This is a genomic window from Rhodococcus sp. H36-A4, from assembly GCF_027158005.1.
Lineage (GTDB): Bacteria > Actinomycetota > Actinomycetes > Mycobacteriales > Mycobacteriaceae > Rhodococcoides.
Genome location: NZ_JAPVLQ010000006.1, coordinates 233,828 through 254,346 on the forward strand (window position 1 = coordinate 233,828; position 20,519 = coordinate 254,346).

General features: G+C 62.8%; 15 protein-coding genes. 6 read left to right on the top strand and 9 right to left on the bottom strand.

All coding sequences use genetic code 11. The features are described 5' to 3' along the window. Positions 1-21: 21 nt before the first annotated feature. From O1W68_RS17735 to O1W68_RS17750, 4 genes are read right to left on the bottom strand one after another with little or no spacing between them, the layout of a single operon-like run. Positions 22-1,251, bottom strand: a complete 1,230-nt coding sequence (locus O1W68_RS17735; RefSeq protein WP_269305761.1) for a DUF2399 domain-containing protein — start codon at positions 1,249-1,251, stop codon at positions 22-24. Continuing rightward, positions 1,241-5,422: a TIGR02680 family protein gene (locus O1W68_RS17740; protein WP_269305763.1), complete on the bottom strand. Its 4,182-nt coding sequence runs from the start codon at positions 5,420-5,422 to the stop codon at positions 1,241-1,243. The genes O1W68_RS17735 and O1W68_RS17740 overlap by 11 nt, the downstream gene beginning before the upstream one ends. After that, on the bottom strand, positions 5,423-6,841 hold the full coding sequence (locus O1W68_RS17745) for a DUF2398 family protein (protein WP_269305765.1): 1,419 nt from the start codon (positions 6,839-6,841) through the stop codon (positions 5,423-5,425). Next, positions 6,838-8,313, bottom strand: coding sequence for a TIGR02677 family protein (locus O1W68_RS17750; protein ID WP_331283597.1), 1,476 nt, complete (start codon positions 8,311-8,313; stop codon positions 6,838-6,840). The genes O1W68_RS17745 and O1W68_RS17750 overlap by 4 nt, the downstream gene beginning before the upstream one ends. A 306-nt stretch (positions 8,314-8,619) precedes the next feature. Here O1W68_RS17750 and O1W68_RS17755 point away from each other — a divergent pair, with 306 nt between their 5' ends. Beyond that, positions 8,620-9,231 (top strand): hypothetical protein, encoded by a 612-nt coding sequence (locus O1W68_RS17755; RefSeq protein WP_269305769.1) that lies wholly within the window; start codon positions 8,620-8,622, stop codon positions 9,229-9,231. A 9-nt stretch (positions 9,232-9,240) separates the two neighbouring features. After that, complete coding sequence (locus tag O1W68_RS17760) at positions 9,241-9,882, top strand: RES family NAD+ phosphorylase (protein ID WP_442972394.1); 642 nt, start codon at positions 9,241-9,243, stop codon at positions 9,880-9,882. A gap of 345 nt (positions 9,883-10,227) precedes the next feature. On the opposite strand, the gene O1W68_RS17765 is transcribed toward O1W68_RS17760, so the two are convergent. Then, the gene (locus O1W68_RS17765; RefSeq protein WP_269305772.1) at positions 10,228-10,824 is read right to left on the bottom strand and encodes a TetR/AcrR family transcriptional regulator; all 597 of its coding nucleotides are present in this window, start codon (positions 10,822-10,824) and stop codon (positions 10,228-10,230) included. Between the two features lie 133 nt (positions 10,825-10,957). On the opposite strand from O1W68_RS17765, the gene O1W68_RS17770 reads away from it, so the two are divergent. Next, on the top strand, positions 10,958-11,533 hold the full coding sequence (locus tag O1W68_RS17770) for a pentapeptide repeat-containing protein (protein WP_269305774.1): 576 nt from the start codon (positions 10,958-10,960) through the stop codon (positions 11,531-11,533). A 44-nt stretch (positions 11,534-11,577) separates the two neighbouring features. On the opposite strand, the gene O1W68_RS17775 is transcribed toward O1W68_RS17770, so the two are convergent. The 4 genes from O1W68_RS17775 to O1W68_RS17790 all read right to left on the bottom strand — a co-directional run bounded on the left by O1W68_RS17775 (position 11,578) and on the right by O1W68_RS17790 (position 15,715). Further along, positions 11,578-11,877, bottom strand: coding sequence for a Rieske (2Fe-2S) protein (locus tag O1W68_RS17775; RefSeq protein WP_269305776.1), 300 nt, complete (start codon positions 11,875-11,877; stop codon positions 11,578-11,580). Then, positions 11,874-14,387 carry a nitrite reductase large subunit NirB gene (gene nirB, locus O1W68_RS17780; protein WP_269305778.1) on the bottom strand — a complete coding sequence of 838 codons (2,514 nt, stop codon included), beginning with the start codon at positions 14,385-14,387 and terminating at the stop codon, positions 11,874-11,876. Before nirB ends, O1W68_RS17775 begins: the two co-directional genes overlap by 4 nt. Continuing rightward, positions 14,387-14,734 (bottom strand): molybdopterin oxidoreductase, encoded by a 348-nt coding sequence (locus tag O1W68_RS17785; protein ID WP_269305780.1) that lies wholly within the window; start codon positions 14,732-14,734, stop codon positions 14,387-14,389. Before O1W68_RS17785 ends, nirB begins: the two co-directional genes overlap by 1 nt. A gap of 135 nt (positions 14,735-14,869) precedes the next feature. After that, positions 14,870-15,715: a PAC2 family protein gene (locus tag O1W68_RS17790; RefSeq protein ID WP_442972410.1), complete on the bottom strand. Its 846-nt coding sequence runs from the start codon at positions 15,713-15,715 to the stop codon at positions 14,870-14,872. Between the two features lie 241 nt (positions 15,716-15,956). On the opposite strand from O1W68_RS17790, the gene metH reads away from it, so the two are divergent. From metH to O1W68_RS17805, 3 genes are read left to right on the top strand one after another with little or no spacing between them, the layout of a single operon-like run. Then, positions 15,957-19,526, top strand: coding sequence for a methionine synthase (gene metH / locus O1W68_RS17795; protein WP_269305782.1), 3,570 nt, complete (start codon positions 15,957-15,959; stop codon positions 19,524-19,526). After that, complete coding sequence (locus tag O1W68_RS17800; RefSeq protein ID WP_269305784.1) at positions 19,519-20,217, top strand: HAD family hydrolase; 699 nt, start codon at positions 19,519-19,521, stop codon at positions 20,215-20,217. Before metH ends, O1W68_RS17800 begins: the two co-directional genes overlap by 8 nt. After that, positions 20,214-20,495 (top strand): phosphoribosyl-ATP diphosphatase, encoded by a 282-nt coding sequence (locus O1W68_RS17805; RefSeq protein WP_179142431.1) that lies wholly within the window; start codon positions 20,214-20,216, stop codon positions 20,493-20,495. Before O1W68_RS17800 ends, O1W68_RS17805 begins: the two co-directional genes overlap by 4 nt. Positions 20,496-20,519 lie beyond the last annotated feature (24 nt).

Below are 20,519 nucleotides of genomic sequence, written 5' to 3' on the forward strand. Positions count from 1 at the left end.
GGATCAACCGTCCACACAGGACTACGCCAGGTCGAGAAGAAGGTCGGGCACGAGACGCTCTTCCATTACCGCGCGTCCCGACTCGTGCATCGCTGCCGCAAGATCAGGGTCCCACTCACTCGGGCCAGGATGGCCTTTCAGCGGTTCGGAATTTCTTGCGTCGAGCGCACGAACATACGACTGCGCATCCATCCGCCATGGGACGGCGTTGTAGCGCGAGCGGGCGCGGGCGGTCATCTGCAGGCCTGGCCAATCGAAGTCGTTGCGCCACAGCAGTTCCGTGCCTGCCCGCACGCCCGATAGTAGTTTGTGCAGCGCAGCCGACGGCTGGCCATCGGTGCAGACGAGAGTCGCGGAACGACTTCCCAACGATCGTGCGGCCGCCGCTACGACTGCTACGTTCTCGCACACGTAAATTCGATCTGCGACATTGGTGAGCGGGCCGCGTGAGGCCATGTCGAGGGTGAGTGGGAACGGAATCCCGGCGTCTGCAGCGTCGTTCAGCCAACGTCCGACGGTGTGCGTTTCGTCGACTCGATACCCGAACACCAGAACCCTGCTGGACAGTGCGTCGACCGAGACTCCGGCAGTTTCCCATAGCAACCGAATGCCGACGGGGTCGACTGGACGGGGTATTCCTTCGCGGAGCGAGAGTGCGTCGAGAACAAGACGTGGGGCACCACCGGAGGACAGTGCCTTGGTGTCCCCGCACACGTATTCGGCGAGTTCGGTCAACGACAAGCCGTCGACGGGAAGACACGCCAACACCCGTGCAGCCACCCGTAGGGCGTCGACGGCCACGCGTCCTCCGAGTGTGCCGTCCTGATTCAGCAACGAGGACAACCAATGCTCGGCCCAGTCGTCGTCGGTTGTTTCCGCGAGTAGAGCCCGCGCTTCGGCGAGTGCAGTGGCCTTGACCTCGGCCTTGTCGGATGCGATCTGTTTTCTGTCCTGTAGCGGAGCGACGGCGTCGAGAGTTGCGATCAAGCCGATCCCACCGTTTCGTGGGTGGGCGAGCCATTCGTCGAAACGGGCGAGATCGAGTTTCGTAGTCTGGGCACGGCTGTGCAGACCGGTACGGGATCGAGAGATTGCACTGCACAATCGCCACAGCTCTGCCGGCTCACCCAGGTGCACGGTGATGTTGCCACCGACCTTCAGATAGTTCGACTCCAACTTCTTGCGCGCGGCGGCCAAGAGTGCGTCGAGTTCCGGCGTGTTTCGCCATCCGAGTTCTTCGTTACCGGACAAATTCGAGACCGCCTTCGGCGTGAGTGGGCACGCGTCGTGTCAACGGCGAACCCAGAGCGGCGGCTAGATCGGAACCATCGTGTTCGGCGAACAGTTCACCGTTCTCCCAGACGAGTAACGCTGCGCTGACAGTGTTTTCCGCTGTCGAATGCGCAAGGTCGTAGTGCGCACACCCGGGGACATCGGAGTAGGTGATCCACAGATCGTAGCCCGTCATGAACAGATCCAGATCGAACTGCACACTGAGCCCGAGCAGTTCACTACGACCGTTGTCATCGACGCCGGCGAAGGCTTCGTCGAGTGCCAGCAGTCGGGGTGCGTGCGGATCTGCCGAGGACAGCATGACGTGCGCGGCCGCGAACAACGGTAGATGCAGAGACACCGATTGCTCACCGCCGGACAACGCGCTGTGTCGCGCGACCGTCAGGCGATCCTCGGTACCGTCGCCGCGAATGAGCGTGAACGAAAAGACCCGCCAACGGCGGTAGTCGAGCGTGGAGGCCAGAATCTCGGGGTAGGAACGCTCCGGGTGTGCCGCGCGCGCGATTCTGATCTCGGACGCGAAATGTGCTCGCATGGAGGCGAGGTCGTCCGCATTCAGTCCGGACGCGTCACGATCGAGTAGCTTCGAGATCGCTCGTGCGCCTTCGTCGAGATTGTCCGCGAGGACCCAGTGCACACCGATCGTGTTGCCAGAGGACATCTTCCGTTGCTTCATCTCGGAAGACATCTGCGCGATGAGCTCGCGGGCATCGACGGTGCGTTCGTGGATCTGCTGCGCCAAGCCGGTCAACAGCGCATCCTCGAGAATCCGACGCTCGTGTTCGGTGAGCAACGTCTCCTGATTCGACCGCGCGTCACCGATACGGTGTGCGAACTCGCCGACCGAGGTGAATCCTTGCTCGTCCTGCACACGAACGATGGTCAATCCGTCGGGTGCGTCCCACTGCAACCGGTAGTCCTGCCCGGACGACGCCAGCTGTGAGTCGAATTCCTGCAAAGCACCGGTCAACGCAGTCCGCGTGCTTTTGCGGTAGGAGTCGCCGGCCTTGACCGACGCAGTGGCCGCGTCGAGCGCCGTGTGGAGTTGGTGCACCACCGGTGGCAGGACCGAAATCTCTTCATCAGGTGACGAGGCACTTTGAATTCGGTAGAGGATCTGTTCGACAGTGAGCCACGCGGAGTCGGACGATGGCCAGGAATAGAGCTCGTGGACACCAAGGATAGCGAGTAGATCTCTGCGGGCATACGGGGCGAGGCGTGCTGTGTCGTCGAGAGTCTCGGTGAGCGCGGCTCGCAGACTCTCCTGCGCTGTGTTGCATGCACCTTCGGCCTTACCGATCGCCTCTCCGGCTTCCTTGTCCGCTTTGCGTGCTGCGCGTTGCTCGACCTTGCATGCTTCGATTTTTTCGCGCGCCTTCTCCAGATCGGCATTGATCTGTTCGGCGGTGGATCCGAGTTTCTCGGTGAGGATGTCCAACCTCTGAACCTGCTGGAGATGGTTTTCCTGTGCGATCGCGGACTCCTCGGCCAACTCTTCGGCGAGGCCGGTGGATTCTTCCAATCGGTTCTGTGCTTCGCGTGCCCGCTCGGCTTCGCGAACGTGTTCGCCTCGGCGACGAAGGACGAGACCACCCTGATTCTCGAAGTGCCGGATCGCTGCAGCGAGTGAGTCGATATCCCGTGCGCTATGGGGAGTGCGGTGGGCGACCGCAGTACTCCGCAGGTGTCTCTCCTTCGCCGAGAGCTCCGCGATAGCCTGGTCGAGCTCGCTGTCCGCGGCCGCGGACCCTGCCTGTGAGGTACGAAGGGCCCCCGCCGACTCGGTGACAGTCTTCTGCGCCTTGACGATTCCGGAGACCTTCGGCAAATTCTTCGCCGCAACCGCGAGGCCGCGCAGAAGTTCGGCAGCCGACTGCTCCTCTTCGCGGGTGGCCGCCAAGGACATACTGGCTGTTTCGATCGAGGTGTCCAGTTCGGCGAGCCGCGTTGCCCGACGACGCGCACGGGCAGTAGCCCCGATGTATTCCGCATCCGGCTTGACATGACGTCCGCGTTGAACGCCTTGCCAGTAGCGCCCGTCGATGCCGATCGAGGTCACCGCATTCTTCGATGCGCCAGTTTCCTCCAGCAGTGCGATCGAGGTCAGTACATCGCGCACCACGGCCTCTGGCACGTCTGTTCCAGGTTCCACCTCGAGGACGTCAGCCAGCGTGCGGCCCGTCGGACGCTCGGCTTCCGGTACGCCGACCAGAAATTGGTCCGACTCCATGGACCCGACGGTGACGGTCGGCGAGATCCAACCGTCGAGAAGGTTCGCGGCCTGCAATGCGCTTTCGACACCGGCAGCTACAGCAGGTTCCACGCCGTCGGCGAATCGAACGAGCTGCCACAACGGCGCTCCGACCAGACCGTCACGCGAGGACGTACGAGCTGCGAACGGTGGGGGAGCATCGTCGCGTTGGGCAGTGACGAGGTCATGTTCGGCACGCATCGATGCCAGTTCTTCGGTCAGTGCCGCAGCGGCGGCACCCGACTGCGTCCGCCGTCCGCGCACGTTCTCGAGGCCCTCGGCCGAGGCCTCGGCAAGGACGGCATCCAGGCTGGGTGCGTCGTCCTCGCCGATGTGAGGTACCGCAGCGTCGAGGGAATCGAATGCGGCGACGGTGATTCCCGCAGCCGAGTACTGGGTCGAGTTCTCGGCCCACCAGGACCGCAGTCCCGACGCATACTGCGCACGGGCCAACTCCACGGCAGCTTCGGCTTCGGTGACGGACGCGCGAGCAGCTTCGAGCAATTCTCTTGCCCGAGAGGCGCTTCTGTCTGCACGGGCGCGTTCGGTCATCGCCTTTTCGACGGTGCTCAGAGCGTCGCGGACGGCACGCACATCACCGTCACGTTCCTCGGCATGACCGCGCAGTGCCGTGCTGAACTGGTCGGTGCGCGCACTGGCCGGCATCGACGCCCACGCGATGCCGGCGTCCTCGGCCGCAATCTGGAGATCGTCCTCGGCGCGTGCCAGTGCGGCGACCGAGTCGCGTACCGAGCTTTCGGCGTCGATGGCCTCGGTGGAACGCTGCGCCAGATCCGCCTGCGCTTTACCGGCACGCTCGGACTGCTGGGCGGCGGATATCTTCAGCTTCGCTGCCGATTCGGCGAGATCGTCGAGTTGCTGTTTGCCCTCGTAGGCACTCGATCGCTGCAGTGTTTCGCGGTCGGCGAGAGCTTGGTCCAGGGCTCGTTCGGCGTCGTCGAATCGCTTCTCGGCTGCGGAGCGCTCGGACAACCGGCGTTCCTTCAGTGCCGCGGCCGCGAAATGTGCCGTGGTTGCATGGGTAACGGACTCGAGTCTGCGACTGATCTGTTCCACGTCCGAGCGAGCCTGCACTCGAAGGTATTTCGCGTACACGCCGACGAAGGTTGTGGCGGCCTGATCTGCCCGAGTCAAGCCTTCGAGCGCTCGACCGACCTCTTCCATGTCACTGAACGAGCGCGCTGCTTCGAGAACCAGTTGCTCGTCCAGCGGACGCAGACCGTCGGTCAGTGCCTGGGAGAGGCCCTTCGGATCCAAGTTCTTTGCCAGTTGCGGACGACGCAACGTCAAGATCAGATTGATCAATTGGTCGTAACGCTGCGCGCCGAGACCGAACATCCGAGCGTCGATGGCTGCTCGGTAGTCGACCGGCCGGTCGGAAAGCGCGTCGGTGCCGAGTCGATCGGCAAGCTGCTTCTTGGTCAGCGGCCGATCATCGGACCCCAGAAGCGAAAAGTCCACGCCGACACGGCCGTCGGCGACAAAGTACCAGCGAGTGACCTTGTCGTTCTGTCGACTGGCGCGCATTCCGATACCGACGGTGACGGACTCGGGATCTTCGCGTGAGCCCCGCCCGAACTCCATCCACACGTACGAGTGCGCGCTCTCCTGGCCGCGATAGAGAAGGTTGGACTTCATCGTGCGCTCTTCACCGGCGAACGGGTTCAACCGCCTCGGCTCGATTCGTCCGTCGAGCACGAACGGAAACAGAACCTCGAGTGCTTTGGTCTTTCCGGAACCGTTGGGTCCGCGCAACACGAGGCGACCGTCGGCAAAGGAAAATTCCTGATCGCGGTAGTCCCACAGATTGATGATCCCGGCGCGGGTCGGGCGGAAGCGCTGAGCATGTGCGGTCATCTAGTGCGCCTCGGTTTCCGTGGTGTGAGAATGCGAACTCGTTTCTGTGCCGTCGAATTCTGTGGTCTCGAAGAGAGAATCCTGGGGTACCCGGTCCCGCACACTGATCACCACATCGCGGTAGCGAGCGATGACGGGGAGAACGAGTATCCCGCCGGACATGATGTGCACCAGCCGGAGTCGATGGAGCATGCCGACCGCCCGCTCTCCGAGACCGATCGGGTCGGCCTGCCATTGGGCCGCGAACGTGCGTCCGTACCTCTCGACCAGGTCGGAGACCGCGCTGTTCACCCAACTGTTCTCCACGAAAGGGTAGAGCTCGGTAGCAAAGTTTTCGCCGGTTCGACCTCGCCCACCGAATTCGGCGAGGTCGTCGAAAACCCCACCTCCAGGTATTGCCGAGTCGATGAGGTCGATCAGGTCGCCGTCATCGGGAATCGGATGGCGTGCCAATTCGAGGGCATCGGGATCGATCACCCGGTCCGATATCTCACCGGCCAGAAGTAGTGCGACTTGAGCGATTGTTCCTGTGCTGGGGAATCGGAGGTCCGACATCCGCCCGGACGTATCGATCAACGTGACGCCCTCGGCGCGACGCTCGGCGATCAGACCGGTCAGGAGTTCGACGTCGGCGACTGTCCGTACCGACGCGAGTGCGGTGCGGCCGTCCTGATCGAAATCGTCGAAATAGACGACGGAATGCTCGACCAACGCACGGCGCACATTTTTGAGAGTCTCCTTGGGATCTATCGGCGGCCGGGACTCCCCGTCCTCTTCGCTGTCTTCGGTCGAGTCGTCGGATCCCACGAGCAGACCGGTGACCGAACGGAGGTGCTGCACGGCTCTGGGTGGACGGAACATCGCCACGACCACTGATCGCTCGATGTCGTAGAGAGCCTCACCCGAAGCCGGATTGTTGGCCCAGCCGCCTGCATCACCATCAGCGAGCGATATTGCGCCCCGCGCGGCCAGCCAGCCGACAGCGTCGACGAACGCATCTCGATCCGAAGCGCGGTCGGTCGCAAGTTCCACTCCGTCCACCTGGCCTGCCTCGGCGGCTACGTGGTCGGCGAGTTCGGAGAGCGTGATCTGATTGCCTGCTCGGCCGAGCGCAGCCAAGGACAACGCCAGGTAGGCGTACCTGCGTCGATCGAAGACGCGGTCTGAGGCGGTTCGTGCAGGCTGGGTCGAATCGAGCGCGTCGAGAACCGGAAACAAGCGGGCTGTCGTTTCTGTGACCTCGAAGCGATAGCCGAACAACTCGAGAAGATCCTCGCGAAGCTCGGTTGCCCATCTGCGGAGAAGTGGAAGAGCGATCCGGTCTGGGTACGTCGCCGTCACCAGATGGTTCGCCAACGCAACGCGCGCCGCACGCTGATAGGAATCGAGTGCCAGAGAAGGTATTTCGCGTGCTCTCACCGGCGCGTCACATCCGCAACCTCGAGTTGCAGCCGATCCAGATGTAGCCGTCCACGCGTCGTCCGGACGACGGTCGATATTTCGGAGTCGGTCAGTGTCAATTTCACACCACTGTCCGAACCCGTCGAGCCGGACGTACGACCACTCACCCGGACCCGGGCAGTGAGCGCCGCATTGAGCAAGCTCAACAACACTTCGGTCTCCTCCTCGTTCAGCGTCCGGTCGTACACACCTACCGAGGCCAAAGATCGAGCTGCGGCACTGCGAGTGCGTTGCGCGGCGAGCTGCTGTTCACGGAGGCGACGAATCCCGCCGTCGTTGCGTTGAACGCGACCAGGCAGGCCGGGCGACGGCGCGCGACCGGTTTCCGCCAAGGTGCGAGAGATTTCGACGGGAGAGGCTTCCCACCAGGATCGCGATGCGGGAATGATGTCCGCATCCGGGTGGACCATGGACAGATGACGGGGCCTGCCGAGACCGAACACGGCATGGAAAAGAGCGTGCGCACTGTCCTCGGTCGCAGTGTTGGCGAACCAACCTGCGAGGTGACGGAGTTGACTCTCGCGGCTCACACCACCTCTGCGCGTCTCGGTTACCCGTCGAAGCAGCGACAACACCGCGGCAATGGCGCTCATCGTGCCTTCACGTAGTCGTTCGGACTCACTGAGTTCGGCCTCCGCAGCCACGAACCAATGGGATAGACCCGACCACCGCGCCTGCCAGTCGGCACGACGCTCATCGATGGTCAGGAAGACCCGCTCATCACTGATTGCGGCGCGCTCGATGAGCGTCGATATTGATGTCGATTCGACGACCGCGATGGCCTCCGCCAACTTCGGGGCGTACCGCGTCAGGTCCGAGCTGAACTCACGCATATGCGTCAGGAGTGCATCTTTGTGGACCAGAAACGATTCGGGTGTGATCTCGGTGGTGCGGACGAGGTCGCCGAGGACCAGATAGAAATGCGCCGCCCGAGTGGCCATTTCGGAGAGGGTCGAGTCGAGTCGGCTGAGCTTGCGGTAGATGCGGTCGCCGTCGGCCTGACGGTTCGCCTCGGCCAACTCGTGCATGTCGGCGAGCAGCTCGGGAAGGACGAGCCGGGACAGGGATGCGTCGTCCAGCCGGGCACCGAGCACGTCCTCGACGGCACGAAACGCCTTGTAGCCGGCCTGGCTGAACTGGTAGACGTAATGGCGGTTGCGGTATTCGGCCAAGGTAGCCGCGCGTGAGCCGTCGTAGCTGCGCTCGAGAAGCTCCCAGGTATGAAGCTGCTCGAGCAGCGGTGCGATTTCGGCCGGGGTGAGCCGTGCGTCTTCGTGGGCATTCTTGGCCAGCGTGTCCGCAATCTCGGCCGCATGTAGAAGAACGACATAGTTGGCTCGGGCGATGTCGAAGGCACGAAGCACCCAAAGATACTCGTTGTGTTTTTCCGCGACCGCGAATGCGAAGAGTTTGAGGCGATCTTCCTGCAAGAACGCTGCCGCGGCACCGAGCGGTGCGTTGTCGTCTGAATCGCTCACTGGAACAGGGTAGGCGTTGGCCGGGGGGTGAGTGAAATTGTATGAATACCCTCGTCGAGCAAGAACGCAAGCTCATGGCCTTGCTAGAAGACCGGCCAGGTGTGGGTTCTTTCTTCTTCTGGGGCACGTGGAACCTGCACGATACGGCTGCACCTGCATCGCACCTCACCGGCGGCTATGGCGCTGACCTACGGCCGCGCCTATCATTGAGTTACACGTGCAAGTAACTGTAAGGAAGCGATGGGAATGGTAAACGGGATGAGGAGCGCCGAAGACCGCTACCGGCACGGTGACCTGGACTTCGAGACGGCGGTGCGGGAAGCGACCGGCGCCGACATCGGCCGCGAGTTCTTCGCGCGGATCCTGCACGACCTCACGACACCAGACCGGGCCGGGCTGGCACTGTCCGAGCACGACTCCACGCTGCTCGCCGAAGCCGGATTCGTCACCGATCCCGCCGCCGCCACGGCGGCGCGGCTGGACCGCGACATCCGTATGCAGTACCTAGTCCAGCGCTCCTTGCCGTTGCCTGACGCCGCCGAACGCCTCGGGGTCAGCACCGCCCGGATCCGCCAGCGCCTGACCGAGGGCACTCTCTGGGCGTTCACCTCGGGCCAGGGCAGGCTGCTGCCGTCCGCCCAGTTCACTGCCACCGGCGCGGTACCTCACATCGACAAGGTAATGCCGCTGCTGGCGAAAGATCTGCACCCGCTGACCGTTCAGTCGCTGCTCACGCAGCCGCAGCCGTCCCTGATCGTGGAGGGCCGCCCGGTGTCGATCGCGCGGTGGCTGACCGGAAGCGCGGGCACCGCGGAGGAGATCGAACAGGCCGCCGACGTGATCACCGCCGCTACCTGGGAATCGGCATAGATGGGGCCGGTGACTCTGCCACTGCCGCCCGCAGTCTCCGTTCTCCATGACGCGGGAATCCACCCCGACGAACTGCTGAGCTGGCAGACTGCCGAACTGCTGTGGCGAGTGCACCGCACCACCGGTGGCTCTCACATCCTGCCCTGGAACGGGATGCGGACGTTCGGGCCTATCTTGCGGTTCGACCACCACCCGCTACCGCGGGGGGAACACCACGCCTACGGCATCTGGTACGGCGCAGCCAGTCCCCGCGGCGCCCTGGCCGAAGCATTCCAATCGGCGCGGGTCATCGACCGCCACTACGGCGACCCCTACCTGACCGCACTGCGCTTCGCGCGGCCGCTACGGCTGCTCGACGTCGCCGGGATCGGCGGCGGCGCGTGGGCGACACGCGTCGGCGGCAACCACGCCCTCGACTCGGCAGCCCACAGTCGCACCCAGCACTGGGCGCGCGCCATCCACCGCGCGCACGACGACCTCGACGGCATCATCTACCGGGGTCGGTTCGCGGGCAGCGTGTGCATCTCCCTGGTCGAACGCGCCACCGACGCGTTCCCCCGTCACCCAGCGGTGTCGCTGCCGTTGGCGCATCCCGCCCTCGCCGGACCGATCGACACCGCCGCCCATCAGCTCGGCTACGCCATCACCTGAGTGAGCACGATCGCCCACCACCGAACCTGCACTCTGCCTTCCCTGCAGGTGTGATCCGTCCCGGTGTTTCCGAAGTAGGCAGTCACGCGGTGCCACCGCGGAAATGGCGTGAGCTTGTCGAACGGATCGTCTTCGATGCGGAAAGCAGATTCGACGAACTCAAATGGCTCGGTAGTTACATGTGCCGAACTACGGTAACGGCCAAGTCTCCTGACCGCGTCCCGAAGTCTCACCGGCCTTCCCGGAACCCGTCATTCGCTGCCTTTGGTCCCCCTGGTTCGTGCCTTGCGCAGTCGGAAGAGTCACCCCATCCCGGTTCGATCCGATCCAGGGGTGGGGTGAGGCTCATCGTGGGGCCAGATTTCGCAGGGCCAGGGCGAGTACACGCGGCAAATCCTCAGCCCCATAGCCTGTACCGGTCTCGCATGGTTGGTCGGCAACCAGGTGGTTGGACATGGCAAGTCCGTGCAGCATGACCCAGAGCAGTGGACCGACGTCTCGGATGTCGTCGGCGATGAGGGTGTTGCTCTGCTGCGCCTCGATGACGAGTTCCTGGAAGTATTGGTTGAAGTCGACGGCGGCCACCTCGAGCACCCCGCTCGGCTTGAACGCGTAGTCGCCTCCGAACTCGAGCCGGTAATGGTTGGGGCATTCCCAGGCGACGCGGACATAGGCAAGGCAGGCACGGAACAACGGAGTGGAGGCGGCATCGGAATTTGCTGCCGCACGCTGCATTTCAGCTCTCAAGAAGATCAGGCTCTCGACTGCCACCGTACTCAGCAGGTCGTCCTTGTCTCGAAAGTGACGGTATGGCGCGGTACGCGATACGTCGGCGGCCGCGCCCACCGCTCTCAGTGTGACGTGAGCCGGTCCGCCCCGCGCGAGGAGTTCGCTGGCTGCGGAGATCAAAGCACGACGTGTGTCCCGGGCCCGTTCTTGCATCTCGTCAGGATAGAAGAAGGTTGACGCCGTCAACAAGCCATTGCTAGGTTGACAGCGTCAACGTGACGGTGACGGTGACTGTCCTGATGGATGGTGGTGATTCGCCGCCATCGTCGTCCTATTCGGAGGTTCGATGACATCGACAACGCGGGCGCATCGGCTCGACCCGCTCCACTTCGATGTTGCGGCTTGGAATGCTGCTCGGGCACTTGGCAATCCGGGAAGCGCCAGCCTTGTCGACGCCGACCTGGCGGGTCGAAGCCTGGCAGGCGCGAATCTAGCGGGCGTGAACTTGACCGGCGCTGACATGTCGGGCGCCGATCTCACCGATGCCTCATTCGTGGGCGCCAATGTGACCTCGGCCGAGTTCGTGGGCGCCGACTTGTCGAGAGCCGATCTCACCGGCGCGATCGCTCACGACGCCAACTTTGCCCGTGCGTATCTCACGCGCACCCGCCTGAGGGGAGCCGACCTGACTATGACGTTCCTTACCTGGACCTTCCTCGGGCATGCGGATCTCACTGGAGCGGACCTATCCGGCGCGTACATGACCGGCGCTTACCTCGGCGACGCCGACCTCTCGGGTGCCACCCTGATCAGTGCCTACCTTGGGAAAGCCAACCTGACGGGGGCGAAGATCGTCACCGCCATCCTGGACGGTGCCGATCTCACCGGGGCGATCATGCCGGACGGCACCTCGATCGGCTGACGGTAATCGGTATGGGGTTGGTCGCGAAAGAAATGCGGGTGCCGCTACACCTCCACCATGATCTTTCCATCGACGATTACTGCGGGATATGTTCGTACGGAGGCGATTCCGCTCGGACAGGTGCCGTCGTCGAGAGAGAACGCGTATTGATGCATCGGGCACATCACGACCGAGCCGTCGATCTGACCGTCCGCCAATGGCCCACCTTTGTGCGGGCACACCGCGTCCATGGCGCGCACACTCCCATCCTGGAGGAGGAATACCGCTACCTGCCTGCCGTCGACGACGTAGGCGCGGCCCTCACCTGGTGTCAGGTCTTCGACAGGACCTACCGGCACGCTCATCGGACCGGTACCTGGGGGAGCGGAAGGAGCGGCAATGACGGTGTGAACTGCGCAGGCGACTTGGGTTCGGCCCGGTCCTGCCAGGGATCCCGGTACCCGTCCACCGATGTCTGCATGCGTTGTTCGAGTCCAGCGACGATTCCGTCACCGTCCTCGACCAGAACTCGTCGAAGCTCGTCCAGTCCGACCCGGGGGACCCACGCGTATGTTCGCTCGAGCCACTGCGCCGTCTCTCGGTAGTGCTGGATGAATATCCCTGCCATCCGCAGAACTTCCTCGCCGCCGACGACAGTGGCCAGCAGATCGCCCTTCCTGATGTGGGCACCTGCGGCACCGCCGACATAGAGCTCCCATTTGTCCTCGCCGACGGACACGACACCGAAGTCCTTGCACAGTGCTTCGGAACAGTTTCGTGGGCATCCGGCGACGGCCAGCTTCAGTTTGCCGGGGGTCTCGAGTCCCTGGAAGCGCTCTTCGAGTGCGATGCCCAGCGCCGTCGAATCGCCGAGGCCGAAGCGGCAGAAGTCGCTGCCGACACACGTTTTCACGGTTCGCATACTCTTGCCGTACGCGAACCCGGACGGCATGTCGAGGTCACCCCAGACCTTCGGTAGATCTTCCTTCTTGATTCCCAGCAGATCTATGCGCTGCCCGCCGGTGACCTTGACCAGCGGAACGTGATATTTGTCGGCGACGTCGGCGATCTTGCGAAGCTGATCCGGAGTCGTGACCCCACCCTTCATCTGCGGTACGACCGAGAAGGTCCCGTCACGCTGAATGTTGGCGTGGACGCGATCGTTGATGAAGAGCGCACCCCGTTCGTCTACCCAGTCCGGTCCCCATATCGTTCGCAGCAACGATGCGAGTGGCATCTTCGCGCTCGCATCTTCACGGCCACCTGCAGCGAGTTCGCTGAAAACCTGCGACACCGAACGTAAGTCGCGCTCGCGGATGATCTCGATCAAGGCCGGCTTGGCCAACGGGATGGACGGCACATACCAGTCAGCGGCGGGGTCGGGGACGACTGCGCCTCCGGCAGCGCAAGCCAAGATATCGGCGACGAGGCCTTTGCAGGACCCACACCCCTTACCTGCGCGAGTCTTGGCGGTGACGTCGATCATCGTCTTAGCACCTGCGTGAACGCAGGCGACGATCTGACCTTTGGTGACGCCGTTGCAGTTGCATACCTGGACGTCGTCGGCCAGTTCGGCTGCACCGGTTGCCGCCGTCGGGGTTCCCATGTCGAACAACATGCTGATTCGTTCCTCGGGGAGCGGAACCTTCTCGTCGAACGCCTGCGTCAGAAAGTTTGCTTTGCTGATGTCCCCGAGAAGCGTGGCACCGATGAGTTTGCCGTCGCGCACGACGACGCTCTTGTACGTTCCGCTGCGTGGTTCGTAGAACTGGACGAACTCGTCGTCCTCACGCTCCGGCCCTTTGACCCCCATTGCCGCCACGTCGACACCGGCCACTTTGAGCTTGGTCGTCAGGCGTGAACCATGATATGCCGCAGTAGGATTCGCGTTGGTCAGATGATCGGCGAGGACGACAGCCTGTTCCCACAGCGGGGCTACGAGGCCGTACACCTCACCGCGATGTTGGCAGCATTCACCCACTGCGAAGATCGACCCCTCGTCCTCGCAGCGTAGTTGATCGTCCACCACGATTCCGCGTTCGATCACCAGTCCGCCCCCGCGTGCGAATTCGACATTGGGACGGATTCCGGCGGTCACGACGATCATGTCGGCGGCAAGTGAGGTGCCGTCGTCGAAGCCCACACCGGCCACTGCGCCCTCGCTGGTACGCAGGACCGAAGTCGTGCGTTTGGAGGTGTGCACACCGACGCCGAGTGCTTCGATCTTGTTGCGCAGTACCCGTCCACCGCGTTCGTCCAACTGCTGGTTCATCAAGTGGCCGGGCGAGTGCACGACATCGACGTCCAAGCCTTGCGTTCGAAGACCGTACGCAGCTTCCAATCCGAGCAGTCCGCCGCCGATCACGACCGCAGCGACGTCGTCCTGAGCCTCCGCCATCTGCAACATGCCGTTCGTGTCGGCAATGGTCCGGAATCCGAACACTCCGCGGGCGAGGCGACCGTCGCTCTCACGAAGCCCGTCCATGTTCGGAAAGAACGTGTTGCTGCCGGTGGCGATGATCAGGACGTCGTACGCGACAGTTCGACCACTTTCGCACACCACGGACTTGGCGAACCGATCCAGCGAGACGGCACGGTCGCCTGCATACAGCGTGACACCGTTTTCGCGATACCAGCTCATCGGATTGAGGAGCAGATCTTCGTCGTCGATGTCGGCTTCACCGGACAGCACGTGCGACAGCATGATCCTGTTGTAGTTGCCGTACGGTTCGTCGCCGATCATCGTGATGTCGAACAGTGTGCGTCCGCCGCGTTTGAGGATCTCCTCGACTGTGCGCGCGCCCGCCATGCCGTTTCCGACCACGAGCAGTTTCCGCAGGTCGGTCGTTTCGCTACGCATCGCGTCGTTGCTCATCAGATCAGCACCAAACCGAAGTCGACGACGATTTCACCGGTCGTTCCTTCCGGTGCCGCGACGACGAGCTCGAGGACGGAATCCGGATCGACATCCTCGACGACACGAAGCGCGATGTTGACTCCGCTCTTGGAGCCCATGGGGAACATCCGCATGGGCTGCCCGTCCCTCATCAAGGTCACGACCACCAGCTCTTCGCTCGAATTACCGCCACGGAAGTACAGCGGTTGAGCGGTAGCCCCGGATGGAACGACGAACCTGGTCGACGAAGCTATCGACTCGGGCTTGCTGAGCCCCTGCCCGGTGAATGGGAAGACGCCCTGGAGAAATCGCGGTGTGCTGGCCATGACGCCACGGTGCCGCGTCGGGGTTGCACTCCCGCGGCGTTGACGTTACGTAGGGGTCAGAAAGATCTCACGATGATCGTTCTGTCGCTGTGCGGTAGCTCGCGGGCATGCAACTGCGACCCGGACCGACTTCCGCTAGAGCCCGAAGTTCCCGGGCCCCCGACGTCGGAGGTAACGCTCGAACTCGGCTGCGATGGCGTCGCCGTCGATCTTCGAGATCGCATCGCTGATGTCCACCTCGGCATCTCCGCGCTCCTCGAGCGTTCGAACGTATTCGCTGATTTCCTCGTCCTCGGCTGTCATTTCGTTGACGGCCTCTTCCCAGTCCTCGGCCTGGGAAGGGAGCTCACCGAGCGGAACTTCGATATCCAGTACATCCTCGACGCGCTGGAGTAACGCCACGGTTGCCTTGGGGTTGGGTGGCTGCGACACGTAGTGCGGCACGGCTGCCCAGAACGAGACGGCCGGAATGCCTGCCTTGACGCATTCGTCCTGTAGGACACCGGTGATGCCCGTCGGCCCCTCGTATCGAGTCTGCTCTAGGTTGAAACGCTCGGCGGCCTCGACGCTGTACGCGCTTCCCGTCACCGGTACCGGTCGGGTGTGCGGGGTGTCTGCAAGCAGAGCGCCGAGGATGACCACGGTGTCCACGCCGAGCTGCTCGATAAACTCCAGCAGGTCGTCGCAAAAGCTTCGCCAGCGCATGTTGGGTTCGATACCGCGCAGCAACACGACGTCCCTGCTGCTGCCGGGTGGCGAGCACACCGACAAGCGCGTCGACGGCCACTGTATTTCTCTCGTGACGCCCTCTACCTGTCGAATCGTCGGACGGTTCACCTGGTAGTCGTAGTAGTCCTCGGAGTCCAGCTCGGCCAACGGACTGGCATCCCAGATCAATTCCAGATGCTCGACGGCGCCACTCGCCGCGTCCCCCGCGTCGTTCCAGCCCTCGAACGCAGCCACCAGAATCGGGTCGCGCAGCGTGGGGAGGTCCGGCTCGACATCCGAATCGTCGTTTTCGGGGACGGAAAACGATGTGGCATTGGACACAGCGTCGGAGACGGCTTCGAGCAGCGCTTCTGCAGCGTTGTCTGAATTGTCGCGTTCTGTAACGTCGTTGTCAGCTGGAATATTGCCGTCGCTGTTTCGGGGACTCACCACGACAGCCTACGACCAGCCCGGCCCGTCTTGGGTATCGCTGCGTGACCACTAGGCTGTAGCAATGCCTGCGCTACACAAGACCGGTCTGCTGGAAGCGATTCGTTCGCGCGTTGTCATCGGTGACGGTGCGATGGGGACTATGTTGCAGGACGCAGAATTGACGCTCGACGACTTCATCGGCCTCGAGGGCTGCAACGAAATTCTCAACGACACTCGTCCCGACGTGCTTCGTGAGATCCACCGCGCCTACTTCGATGCGGGCGCAGACGCCGTCGAAACCAACACCTTCGGTTGCAACCTTCCGAACCTGGCGGACTACGACATCGAGGATCGGATCCGCGAGCTGGCCGAGAAGGGGACACGCCTCGCGCGTGAAACGGCCGATGAGATGGGCCCCGGTCGTGATGGGATGGACCGTTTCGTGCTGGGGTCGATGGGCCCGGGTACCAAACTTCCCACGCTGGGTCACGCGCCGTTCGCGCGCCTTCGTGACGCATATACCGAGGCCGCGCTCGGCATGATCGACGGTGGTGCCGATGCAATTCTCATCGAAACCTGCCAGGACCTGCTACAGGTCAAAGCGGCGATCATCGGTAGCCAGCACGCGATGGACAAGCTGGGTGCGCGCATTCCGATCATCACGCATGTCACCGTCGAAACCACCGGCACCATGCTCGTCGGAAGTGAGATCGGCGCCGCGCTCACTGCGCTGGAGCCGCTCGGTATCGACATGATCGGGCTCAATTGCGCAACTGGACCTGCAGAGATGAGTGAGCATCTTCGGCATCTGTCGAAGCACTCGCGGTTGCCTGTGTCCGTCATGCCGAACGCCGGGCTGCCCACTCTGGGAGCCAGGGGAGCCGAATATCCGCTGACCGCGCCCGAGTTGGCGATCGCACTGAGTGGCTTCGTCTCCGAATACGGCCTGTCACTGGTCGGCGGATGCTGCGGAACGACGCCCGAGCATATTCGTCAGGTCGCCGATCTCGTTCATGGCACCCGCCAGGCCGAGCGCACGCCCACCCCGGAACCGGGTGTTTCCTCGCTATACTCGGCCGTGTCCTTCGAGCAGGATTCCAGCATCCTGGTGATCGGTGAGCGCACCAACTCCAACGGCTCCAGGGCATTTCGCGACGCAATGCTCGCCGAGGACTACGAGAAGTGCCTCGACATCGCCAAGGACCAGACTCGCGACGGCGCACACATGCTCGACCTGAACGTCGACTACGTGGGCCGGGACGGGGCCGCTGACATGGCTGCACTCGCCAGTCGTCTGGCGACGGCATCCACGTTGCCGATCATGCTCGACTCGACCGAACCTGCCGTGTTGGAAGCCGGATTGGAACATCTCGGTGGCCGCAGCGCCGTCAACTCGGTCAACTACGAGGACGGAGCAGGTCCGGACTCGCGTTTTCAGAAGATCATGCGGCTCGTCAAGGAGCACGGTGCTGCTGTCGTCGCTCTGACCATCGATGAAGAAGGTCAGGCACGCACCGCCGAATGGAAGGTCCGCGTCGCCGCGCGCCTGATCGAGGACATCACCGGCAACTGGGGTCTTCGTCAGGAAGACATCATCGTCGACACACTCACCTTCCCGATTTCCACTGGGCAGGAAGAAGTGCGACGCGACGGAATCGAAACGATCGAGGCCATCCGCCAGCTCAAGGAACTCTATCCGCGGGTGCACACCACGCTCGGATTGTCGAACATCTCTTTCGGTTTGAATCCTGCTGCACGGCAGGTCCTCAACTCGGTGTTCCTGCACGAGTGCACCCAGGCCGGTTTGGACACGGCCATCGTGCACGCGTCGAAGATTTTGCCGATGAACAAGATCCCCGACGAGCATCGCGAGATTGCACTCGATCTGGTGTACGACCGTCGATCCGAGGGATACGACCCGCTGCAAAAGCTCATGCAGCTCTTCGAAGGGGTTTCGGCGGCGTCGGCGCGCGAGTCTCGTGCCGAAGAACTTGGCCGATTGCCGCTGTTCGAGCGGCTCGAGCGGCGCATCGTCGACGGCGAGCGCAACGGACTCGAAGCGGATCTCGATGCGGGAATGAAAGAAAAGCCACCGCTGGAGATCATCAACGAAACGCTCCTGTCAGGCATGAAGACCGTGGGAGTGTTGTTCGGCTCCGGTCAGATGCAGCTGCCGTTCGTGTTGGCGTCCGCTGAGGTGATGAAGGCCGCTGTCGCGTACCTCGAACCCCACATGGAAGCGTCGGACGACGACGGCAAAGGGCGAATCGTCCTCGGCACGGTCAAGGGCGACGTGCACGACATCGGCAAGAACCTCGTCGACATCATTCTCAGCAACAATGGGTACGAGGTCGTCAACCTTGGGATCAAACAGCCGATCGCGACAATTCTGGAAGCAGCGATCGACAAGCGTGCCGATGTCATCGGCATGTCGGGACTGCTTGTCAAATCCACGGTTGTCATGAAGGACAACCTGATCGAACTCAACAACAGGGGAGTCGCCGAGAAGTTTCCGGTGCTGCTCGGTGGCGCGGCCTTGACGCGCTCCTATGTCGAGAACGATCTACAGGACGTCTACCAAGGCGATGTCCACTATGCCCGCGACGCGTTCGAGGGTCTGAGCCTGATGGACACCATCATGACGACCAAGCGTGGAGGTGGGCCGGCGCCGGACAGCCCGGAGGCGTTGGCGGCCAAGGCGAAAACCGAAGAGCGCAAGGCCCGCCACGAACGTTCACGTCGAATCGCCGAGCAGCGCAAGGCAAACGAGGTTCCTGTCGTGGTGCCGGAGCGTTCGGATGTCGCGACGGATATCGAGACTCCGACTCCGCCGTTCTGGGGGACTCGCATCGTCAAGGGTGTGTCATTGTCCGACTACTCCGAACTCCTCGACGAACGCGCACTCTTTCTCGGCCAGTGGGGTTTGCGTGGCGCACGCAAGGGCGAAGGAGCAACGTACGAGGACCTCGTCGAGTCGGAAGGCAAACCGCGACTGCGGTATTGGCTGGATCGTCTCAGCACCGACGGCATCCTCGCGCATGCGGCCCTCGTCTATGGATACTTTCCGGCGGTCTCGGAAGGTGACGACGTCGTCGTACTGACCGAGCCGCGCGTCGATGCGCCCGAACGATTCCGGTTCACCTTCCCACGTCAGAATCGTGATCGATTCTTGTGCATCGCCGACTTCGTTCGGTCGAGGGAAGATGCCACGAAATCTGGTCAGGTGGATGTCCTTCCGATGAATCTGGTCACGATGGGGCAGCCGATCGCGGATTTCGCAAACGAGCTGTTCGCTGCGGACTCGTACCGTGACTACCTCGAAGTGCACGGCATCGGTGTGCAGTTGACCGAGGCGCTCGCCGAGTACTGGCATCGCCGAGTCCGTGAAGAACTGAAGCTTTCCAGTGGTGCGAGTGTCGCGGCCGAGGATCCGACCGAGGCCGAGGGATACTTCAAGCTCGAATATCGTGGTGCGCGTTACTCTTTCGGCTACGGTGCGTGCCCAGACCTCGAGGATCGCATCAAGTTGGCTGCACTTCTCGAACCCGAACGGATCGGCGTCAAGCTGTCGGAAGAACTACAACTGCATCCAGAGCAGTCCACGGACGCATTCGTTCTTCATCACCCGGAGGCCAAGTATTTCAATGTCTGACTCTTCTGACCGCCGTCTGCGGGCCGTGCTGTGGGACATGGACGGAACTTTGCTCGATTCCGAGAAGATTTGGGACGTCGCGGTCGAGGAACTGTCCCTCGATCTCGGACGTGAACTGACGCCAGAGGTTCGCGAGAGCACTCTCGGAAACTCGATGCAGGACGCCCTCCGTACAGTGTTCGCCCACACCGGCACCGAGGTGACCGACCAGTCGCTGGCCACCGCAAGGAACTGGCTCACCGACCGTGTCGCTGTATTGTTCGCCGAGGGAATCTCGTGGCGCCCCGGTGCCAAGGACGCTCTTCAGCTTGTCCGCGACCTCGGTCTCAGGTCTGCTCTGGTGACCAACACCGAGCGGGGCCTGGTCGAGTTCGCGTTGGACACCGTCGGCCGTGACTACTTCGACGCCACTGTGAGCGGCGACGAAGTCGAGGCCGGCAAACCGCATCCTGCGCCCTATCTCCGCGGGGCCTCGTTGCTCGGTGTCGCTCCGGAGGACTGCCTCGCTGTCGAGGACTCACCGACCGGATCGTTGTCCGCTCATCGCGCAGGTTGTTCCGTGCTTTTTGTGCCCTCCGAACTCGCAGTAACCCCTCGTGCGGGTTATGTCGTTCGCAGCTCGCTCGTCGGGCTCACCGCCGACGAACTCTCCTCGGCGTGGTGCGATGCGCGTTCCACTACTTCGTCATGAAAGAATCACAACCCGTGAAGACCTTCGAATCCCTGTTCGCCGAGCTCACCGATCGCGCCGCGACACGCCCTGAGGGTTCCGGCACCGTCGCTGCGTTGGATGCCGGCGTGCATGCGCAAGGAAAGAAGATCCTCGAAGAAGCAGGCGAAGTGTGGATCGCCGCGGAACACGAGAGCGACGAAGCGCTCGCCGAGGAGATCTCCCAGCTTCTGTATTGGGTTCAGGTGTTGATGGTGGGTAAGGGTCTCGAACTCGAAGATGTCTACCGACATCTGTGAGCTCCGCCCCGACGATTCCCGACC

What these genes read in the sequence shown, in the direction of transcription:
- O1W68_RS17805 (WP_179142431.1), top strand. Translation starts at nt 20,214, where the DNA reads ATGAAAGAATCACAACCCGTGAAGACCTTCGAATCCCTGTTCGCCGAG.
- O1W68_RS17785 (WP_269305780.1), bottom strand. Translation starts at nt 14,734, where the DNA reads ATGGCCAGCACACCGCGATTTCTCCAGGGCGTCTTCCCATTCACCGGG.
- metH (WP_269305782.1), top strand. Translation starts at nt 15,957, where the DNA reads ATGCCTGCGCTACACAAGACCGGTCTGCTGGAAGCGATTCGTTCGCGC.
- O1W68_RS17800 (WP_269305784.1), top strand. Translation starts at nt 19,519, where the DNA reads ATGTCTGACTCTTCTGACCGCCGTCTGCGGGCCGTGCTGTGGGACATG.
- nirB (WP_269305778.1), bottom strand. Translation starts at nt 14,387, where the DNA reads ATGAGCAACGACGCGATGCGTAGCGAAACGACCGACCTGCGGAAACTG.
- O1W68_RS17755 (WP_269305769.1), top strand. Translation starts at nt 8,620, where the DNA reads ATGAGGAGCGCCGAAGACCGCTACCGGCACGGTGACCTGGACTTCGAG.
- O1W68_RS17770 (WP_269305774.1), top strand. Translation starts at nt 10,958, where the DNA reads ATGACATCGACAACGCGGGCGCATCGGCTCGACCCGCTCCACTTCGAT.
- O1W68_RS17740 (WP_269305763.1), bottom strand. Translation starts at nt 5,422, where the DNA reads ATGACCGCACATGCTCAGCGCTTCCGCCCGACCCGCGCCGGGATCATC.
- O1W68_RS17765 (WP_269305772.1), bottom strand. Translation starts at nt 10,824, where the DNA reads ATGCAAGAACGGGCCCGGGACACACGTCGTGCTTTGATCTCCGCAGCC.
- O1W68_RS17775 (WP_269305776.1), bottom strand. Translation starts at nt 11,877, where the DNA reads ATGAGCGTGCCGGTAGGTCCTGTCGAAGACCTGACACCAGGTGAGGGC.